Below are 7114 nucleotides of genomic sequence, written 5' to 3'. Positions count from 1 at the left end.
CAGCAGCCTCGACTACTGCAGCCCCGCCGACTACGAGGCCGCACTGGCAGCCTGACCACCACACCGATGGTGTCCGTCAAAGCGGAACAAGCTCATTATGTACGACCGCCCAGAGGGTGCGGCCGTTCAGGCTGGTGGCCAGGAGCCCGAACCGATCGGCCTCGGCCACCACTTCCAGGACCTCCCGCCATAAGTCGGCGGAGAGCGATTGGGGCACCTCCGCTTCGACCGACCAGCACCGGTCGTGCTCCTCCACGCGCGCGGAGAGCCCGACGGCAGACAGCCGGGCAGCGATGGCCGCCGCGCTAACTCCCGAAGCGGGCACAGGGCAGCCTCCGTCACCGGATGTCACTTTGAGTGAAGCTAGTTAACTAGATTAGAGCTAGTGGACTAGATTTTCCATATGCCTGAGCAGCCGCCCTACCTCCGCATCGCCGACGAACTCCGGCGGCGGATCGCGGAGCACGTGTGGGAGCCCGGGGACCGCCTGCCGTCCCGCGCCCAGATCGGCCAGGAGTGCGGGGTGGGCGAGAACGTGGTCCGCCGGGCTCAGGAGCTGCTGATCTCCCAGGGTGTGCTGGAGGGCCGCGCGGGTTCAGGCACGTACGTCGCCGAGCCCCGGCAGCGGGTCCGGGTGGTCCGTTCGTCGGCGCGTGAGCGGCCCGACGGGTCGCCGTTCCGGGCGGACATGAAGGCCGTGGGCAGGCAAGGAGACTGGGAGAGTCGGACCGAGGCCAAGGTGCCGGCGCCGACAGACATCGCGGCGCGGCTCGGCATCGCCGAGGGCGACCTGTGCGTCCGGACGACGTACGAGTTCCTGGCTGATGGTAGGCCCGTGCAGCTTTCCACGAGTTGGGAGCCGTACGACCTCACCGCCGGCACCCTCGTCGTCCTCCCCGAGGGAGGGCCGCACGCCGGGACGGGTGTCGTGAACCGCATGGCCGCGATCGGCGTCACCGTCAGCCACGCCGTGGAGCAGCCGGAGCCGCGGCAGGCGACCGCCGAGGAGGCGTCGCTGCTCGGCATCCAGAAGGCAGCGCTCGTCACACACATCCGGCGGACGTACTACAGCGACCAAGGGCGGCCCGTGGAGACGGCGGACATCGTGGTGCCCGCTGCTCACTGCGAGATCGTCTATGAGATCCCGATCAACCCCTAGCCGAGATCACCGAGATCTCGGTCATTGCGCCCGACACTAGGTAGCGTGGCGAACATGACCGATGCCGCGCGTCATGCGAACACCTGTGGCCTATGCGATCAACCGCTCGACGGGGATCATTCCCACGAGAAGGAGACTCTCGGAACCCGAGTCGAGTACGAGGTAGTCGAAGTTCGCGGCGTGCTGGCTGATTCGGTTGCGGTCCTTGACCCGAATGACAAGCATCCGCTGCCCACTCGGGTCCTGGCTACCAAACTGGGTGTTGACGCCGGTTCGCTACTCGGCCTTCATTACACGTGCCTCGTTTCCCGTGATCCGTTCGGAGCTACTCGATCCAACTACCGCCTTTGGCGCAGTGGCAGCTTGCCGCCGGCGGCTCAGCCGGGGGTCTGACGCTGAGCGGTGCGGCGATCGCCTCCCCAACACGAGTCGAATGCGTGTCGACGCTTGCAGTTGAGACGGATCTGACCGGACGTTTGAGCAGATCAGCGCCCACCTTGTCTCTCAAACACCAGGCGCCTTCTAAGCGCTTGGCCGCAGGTTCGAGTCCTGCCGGGGGCGCCGAGCACCGCCCTCCCGCTCGGTAGGGCTTTTTGCTGGTCAGGGTGGGGGCGCTCGACGCGGGTCAGCCCGGACGCGCTCTTGACGATCAAGGGCGGGGTCCGGGGCTGTCCGGCTCTCGCCGGGGTTTCGCGCCCGCGCCGCCACCGGGGTGGGCGGGATGCCGGCCCGTGTCGGTCCACTGCTCTCCGGCCTCGGGGGTCGCCCTGCGGATGAGCAGCTCGCACCGTTGGCCGGCGCGGGTGACGGCGGCAGCCGTTCGCGAACAGCCTGCCGGGCCGTCGCAGTTGTCGCCGGTATCAATTCCTGACGGTTCCCCGAAACAAGGCGAAGCTGTGCTGCACAAGCGCCATGGATCACCGATTTGGAGTCATGTGACGGCTTGTCAAGTCAGTTCGTCTTCGCGCCCACGCGGTGAAGCGGCGGGCCCTGATCTCATGGCGCCGGTACGGCACGATCCGCCTTTCAGGGCCGTTACTGAAGCTCGTATGGCCTAGAAAAGGAGTCGCGCAGCGCCATGACAGTCCATTCATGTGAATGTTGACCCACCCAACGGCGGATGAATGTTCAAAGCTCGAACTGCCAAAGGAATGGGCGCGAGAGTCCGCGGGGGCGAGATCAGGTACCCAAGCTCTGGTACCCCAAAGCAATGAGGAGGAGTGCTCGTTATGCGAGTAACTGCCCGAGCAAAGACGCAGTCGCGACGGCTGAGATGGGGATTGCGGCTCGTCGGCGCCGGCCTGACCACGACCGTGGCACTCGGTTTCGCCGCAGCTCCCGCGTTGGCCCAGGCGGGTCCCCCGAGCGACGAAGGCGTGCAGCCCACGGAAGTGGCCGACAACCCGGCCGTGTCCTGCCCCATGGGCGCGACCGGGTTCCGGGTCGACAATCCCGCGACCGGACCCGTCTCGATCCCGGGCGACGGCACCTTCCAGCTCACCGTCAGCAGCAGCACCGACGGACAGGTGTTCAGCTTCGACATTCCCGCGTCTGATCACCGCGCCGCCGTCAAGGTCACCGCCAAGGGCGGGGACAACGCCAACGTCTACACCTACGACAGCACGACGGGCTTCCCCAGCGGCATCTCGGCGGACGGATCGCTGCACGCCCCGATCAACGCGAGCGGCAAGTTCGCGGACCTGAGCCACATCGACTTCTGCGTCGTCCCCAGCAACTACGGCGGGTAGTACACGATCGCCCCGCCACGGCGACAATGGCGCGGCCCCGCCGCGTCGGCGCGTGGGGGTCCGGGAGCTCCCGGGCCCCCACATCTGTGTGCGGCGTGCGGGTTCCCCGGTCGCCAGCACAACGGACTCCACGACCGCTCCGACGACACCCGCACAGTGCCGACCAGCCCGTGACGCGCCCGCCGACAGGCAACCCGTTCGACACGCACGTCGCTCGGCAGTGCGTTCGGGCCCATGGCGCCTCGAAGGCCCTGCTCCAGCTCACGCCGTCCAGTTCCAACAGCTGTTACTCCAAGGACCGTCCCACCAGGGGGCGTCGGAGTCGTTCCGTAACCCTGGAGATCGAGGGCGCCACCTCCTCGAGTCGGGGAGGTCCACCGGAGCGGATCCAGGGCAGCCAGCCCCTCCCCGGCTGTCAGCCGCTCAGGCCGAGGGATGGACACTTGTCCCCGTCCGTGAAACGCGGCAGATGTCCGGGAGGAGAGACGACGTGCGACTTCGCTGTGCGGTGCTGGACGACTTCCAGGGTGTGGCCACCGAGTTGGCCGATTGGTCGGCGGTCGAGGACGAGGTGGAGGTCTTCTCGCTGCGGGAGCACCTGGTCGGCGAGGACGCCCTCGCCTCGGCCCTCGCGGACTGCGACATCGTCGTCACGTTGCGCGAACGCGTCCCCTTCCCCGGTTCTCTGCTCGCCCGCCTGCCCCGGCTGAAGCTGCTCGTGGCCTCCGGCATGCGCAACACCGTCATCGACTACGCGGCAGCCGAGGCCCATGGCGTCACCGTGTGCGGTACGGAGAGTTCGGGCACCCCGCCGGTCGAGCTGACCTGGGCGCTGTTGCTCGGTCTGGCCCGCGGGATCGTCGAGGAGAGCACCGCGCTGCGCACGAACGGCCCCTGGCAGTCCACCGTCGGCGCCGACCTGCACGGCCGTCGGCTGGGCCTGCTCGGACTCGGCCGGATCGGCAGCCGGGTGGCCAGGGTCGGGCTCGCGTTCGACATGCGGGTCAGCGCCTGGACCCCGGGCCTCAGCAAGGAGCGCGCCGAGGAGGCGGGCGTCGAACTCGCGGCATCCAAAGAGGAGTTGCTCACCGACAGCGACTTCGTCTCCGTACACGTCGCCGCCCGCGAAAGCACCCGGGGCCTGGTCGGCGCCACCGAACTCGCCCTGATGAAGCCGACCGCCTACCTGATCAACACCTCCCGGGCGGCCGTCGTCGACCAGGACGCCCTGCTGGCCGTGCTGCACGAGGGCCGGATCGCGGGCGCCGGCGTGGACGTCTTCGACATCGAGCCGCTGCCCGCCGGTCACCCGATGCGCACCGCGCCCCGTCTCCTCGCCACGCCCCACCTCGGTTACGTGTCGCACGCCAACTACACGACGTACTACCGCCAGGCGGTGGAGGACATCCAGGCCTACCTGGCCGGATCCCCGGTACGGCTGCTGTCCTGAGCCGCGCGCGGAACCTGCCGTTCGGCCGCATACGGAAGGGCGCCGGCCCCTCACCCGTCGCCGCGGGGAGGGGCCGGCGCTTTCCCTGAGTGTGCGGCGTGCCCGGTCAGAGCGCCTTGCTGTTGCAGCCCATGTCCGAACCGAGGTGGCTCTGCTGCGCGCCGGGGGCGCCTTCGCCGTTCAGCAGGTTGCCCGCCAGGCCGTTGACGGCGCCGACGCTGCCGAGCACATCGATGTTCATGTCGTGCGAGCGGCATTCGATGCCCTGGTTGACGTCGAGGTCGTCATGGCCGGGCTCACCGTGCGCGAAGGCGGTGTTGAGGCCGAGGGTGCCGACACTGCCGAGGACGGCGGCGCCCACGAGGACGGCCTTCTGGAACGTGCGCATTACTTCTCCGTTGGTCGAGCGGATGCGATCCGCAGCGGATCGAGTTGAGGGAGGCGAGGCGGTCAGCCGACGCGCGGCAGACCCAGTGAGCCGACGGGAGGCGCCGCGACCTGCCCGAGGCCGAGCCCGGGCGCCTGCGGCGCGTCCGGTGCGAGCAGCGGGTTGACGAGCGGGTTCACCTGAGGGTTCACCTGCGGGTTCACCTGGGGGGCGACATGCGGCGGGCCATCCGCCGCGCCGAACGTCTGGGGTACGGCGACCTGCGGGGCGACCTTCGGCATGACTTCCGGTGCCGACTGCGGGCTGACCTGCGGCATGACCTGCGGCGCCGACTGCTGGGGGGCGGCGGCCTGCTGCGGGCCGTACGACGGGCCGGCGGCCTGCGCGAAGCCTCCCGACGAGGCCGTGGCGGTGGCGCTGGCGGCGTGCTCCTGCGGCGGCGCCGGCGGGGGCGGCGGAGGAGCCTGCATCATCGGCGGGGAGTACGGCTGCGGAGCGGCGGCCTGTGCGGCGCCCGTCGAGCGGGACACCGCCTCGGCCTGCGGACCGGCCATCTGCGGCGGCGCGTACTGCGGAGCCGCGTACTGCGGCGGTGCGTACTGCGGAACGTACTGCGGCGGCGCGTACTGCGGCACGTACTGCGGCGGCGCCGCGTACTGGGGCGGCGGATACTGCGGCGCCGCGTACTGCGGTGCGGGGTACTCGGGAGCCGACGCTGGAGCGGCGCCGCTGTACCCCGCGGGATAGTCGGCGGCCTGACTGACGCCGGCGCCGATGGCGGACAGACCGCCGGCCGCTGCTGCGACGAGCGCGGCCTTGTGAAGCTTGCGCATGGAACCCTCGGCCCTTCAAATACCTGTACAGGGAAATCCGTTGTATTCGGCGCGGTCTCGCGTGCACACAGTCTGATGTTCGTACTGCGCCGTTACAGGGGTAACTCTCGGGCGGCACGCGGACTTTAGCCGGAGCTGGCAGCGAATTCCCTTGCCCCTCCATAGATCCATGATCGCTGCCCTCTCCCAGTTGGCAACGACTTCTCCCTCGCCGCGGTCACGGGACCCGATACACCGTCACCCATTTGCCGTCGGCCGCCGGACGCGCGCGATCAGGATTGCAGAGGCGTTCGCGGCGCCGCACCGAGGCACACGGAGCCTGAGGCAAATGGGTGACCAGGGCCCGGAGTCCGTATCCGTTTCACCGCTTCCCTCGTTCCCCACTGGGCCAGGGCGATGGTCCGTCGCAGCCGTACAGGGCAGCAGGAAACAGCACCACCGACACCAACTCTTCAGCATTTCCCATACGTTCCGAGCACAGGTCAATGAAGGGCCGAGGGTTTCATGCGCAAGCTTCACAGGGTCGCGCTCGTCGTCGCAGCAGCCGGGGGTCTGTCCGCCGTCGGCACCGGCCCGAGCTCCGCCGCCGTTCCCGCGTACGGCGGTGGACTTCCGCTCCCCGTTTCGCAGCCGGACGCCCAGGCGGCTTCGGCGACCTCCTCGCAGGCCAGCGTGCAGAGTTACGGCTCACCGGCCCCGTATGCCGGCCCGCAGCGGGGCGCTGAGGTCACCCCGCAGGTGAACCCGACCCTGAGCCCGCAGCTCAACCCGCAGATCTCCCCTCAGGCGGCCCCGGGACAGGGCGGCGGTCTCGGCCAGACCAACCTCTTCCGCCCGTCCCAGGAGTGCAGCCCGCAGTCCCTGCTCAACGCCGCCGTCCCGGTCGCCCTGCTCGCCGCGTCCGAGACCCACGGCATCGAGTGCACGCAGGCCAACACCCAGTCGAACGCGCTCGCCCACGCCAGCGCTCACTGACACCACCGGACGGCCGGACACCGACCCGGCACGGGCCCTTCGAGGAACAACCGCGAAGGGCCCGCACGCATGCGATACGGCTTTCGGGTGCTTTTGTCAGGAGATCAAGAAACCGGCGCGTCGCTGTCCGTTTTGGGTTATTTCCTATTAATCTCCGTGACTGTAAGAAAGCGATCTGCCACGGATCGCAACTCCTTCACTCCACCGGAGAAGACATGCACAAGCTTCGCAAGGCTGCCGTTCTGATCGCCGCCGTCAGCAGCATCGGCCTCATGGCCGGCACCGCCCACGCCGGCGGCCAGGAAGGCGGCAAGGAAGGCGGCAAGGGCGGCGACCGCTTCAGCGTCCTGCAGAGCTCCAACTGCAAGTCGCACGACCTGAACCTGGACGTCCTCGGCGAGGTCGGCATCCTCAACGGCCTGCTGGGCAACGCGCTCAACGGCGAGGGTGACCCGGGCGCCCAGGCCACCCACATCGGCTCGACCATGGGCTGCAACAACAGCGCCTTCTAAGCGCACCGCCGTACCGGCGACCAGAGCAGGAAATGGTCCCGGCACCGAG

Annotated in this window: 8 protein-coding genes; 5 read left to right on the top strand and 3 right to left on the bottom strand. The window is 69.0% G+C overall.

Annotation, left to right across the window (positions count from 1 at the left end):
• Window positions 1–76: 76 nt before the first annotated feature.
• Window positions 77–325 carry a hypothetical protein gene (locus tag ABT288_RS48885; protein ID WP_351623218.1) on the bottom strand — a complete coding sequence of 83 codons (249 nt, stop codon included), beginning with the start codon at window positions 323–325 and terminating at the stop codon, window positions 77–79.
• Window positions 326–403: 78 nt separating this feature from the next.
• On the opposite strand from ABT288_RS48885, the gene ABT288_RS48880 reads away from it, so the two are divergent.
• The 3 genes from ABT288_RS48880 (at window position 404) to ABT288_RS48870 (ending at window position 4357) form a co-directional block, all read left to right on the top strand.
• Entirely contained in the window at window positions 404–1159 is a 756-nt protein-coding gene (locus tag ABT288_RS48880; protein WP_351623216.1) for a GntR family transcriptional regulator, read from the top strand.
• Window positions 1160–2535: 1376 nt separating this feature from the next.
• Complete coding sequence (locus tag ABT288_RS48875) at window positions 2536–2907, top strand: hypothetical protein (protein ID WP_351623214.1); 372 nt, start codon at window positions 2536–2538, stop codon at window positions 2905–2907.
• A gap of 490 nt (window positions 2908–3397) precedes the next feature.
• The gene (locus ABT288_RS48870) at window positions 3398–4357 is read left to right on the top strand and encodes a D-2-hydroxyacid dehydrogenase family protein (RefSeq protein ID WP_351623212.1); all 960 of its coding nucleotides are present in this window, start codon (window positions 3398–3400) and stop codon (window positions 4355–4357) included.
• Between the two features lie 106 nt (window positions 4358–4463).
• Here the strand turns inward: ABT288_RS48870 and ABT288_RS48865 are convergent, their stop codons facing one another.
• Entirely contained in the window at window positions 4464–4745 is a 282-nt protein-coding gene (locus tag ABT288_RS48865; protein ID WP_351623210.1) for a hypothetical protein, read from the bottom strand.
• A gap of 62 nt (window positions 4746–4807) precedes the next feature.
• On the bottom strand, window positions 4808–5578 hold the full coding sequence (locus ABT288_RS48860; RefSeq protein WP_351623208.1) for a hypothetical protein: 771 nt from the start codon (window positions 5576–5578) through the stop codon (window positions 4808–4810).
• A 504-nt stretch (window positions 5579–6082) separates the two neighbouring features.
• Here ABT288_RS48860 and ABT288_RS48855 point away from each other — a divergent pair.
• Together ABT288_RS48855 and ABT288_RS48850 are read left to right on the top strand one after the other, a co-directional pair.
• The gene (locus ABT288_RS48855) at window positions 6083–6553 is read left to right on the top strand and encodes a hypothetical protein (protein WP_351623206.1); all 471 of its coding nucleotides are present in this window, start codon (window positions 6083–6085) and stop codon (window positions 6551–6553) included.
• 215 nt (window positions 6554–6768) lie between these two features.
• Window positions 6769–7065 (top strand): hypothetical protein, encoded by a 297-nt coding sequence (locus tag ABT288_RS48850; RefSeq protein WP_351623204.1) that lies wholly within the window; start codon window positions 6769–6771, stop codon window positions 7063–7065.
• Window positions 7066–7114: the final 49 nt, after the last annotated feature.

It is taken from the genome of Streptomyces sp. NPDC001093 (genome assembly GCF_040298985.1).
GTDB lineage: Bacteria > Actinomycetota > Actinomycetes > Streptomycetales > Streptomycetaceae > Streptomyces.
This window is presented reverse-complemented; position numbering and strand designations above follow the sequence as displayed.

What these genes read in the sequence shown, in the direction of transcription:
- ABT288_RS48855 (WP_351623206.1), top strand. Translation starts at nt 6,083, where the DNA reads ATGCGCAAGCTTCACAGGGTCGCGCTCGTCGTCGCAGCAGCCGGGGGT.
- ABT288_RS48850 (WP_351623204.1), top strand. Translation starts at nt 6,769, where the DNA reads ATGCACAAGCTTCGCAAGGCTGCCGTTCTGATCGCCGCCGTCAGCAGC.
- ABT288_RS48880 (WP_351623216.1), top strand. Translation starts at nt 404, where the DNA reads ATGCCTGAGCAGCCGCCCTACCTCCGCATCGCCGACGAACTCCGGCGG.
- ABT288_RS48865 (WP_351623210.1), bottom strand. Translation starts at nt 4,745, where the DNA reads ATGCGCACGTTCCAGAAGGCCGTCCTCGTGGGCGCCGCCGTCCTCGGC.
- ABT288_RS48860 (WP_351623208.1), bottom strand. Translation starts at nt 5,578, where the DNA reads ATGCGCAAGCTTCACAAGGCCGCGCTCGTCGCAGCAGCGGCCGGCGGT.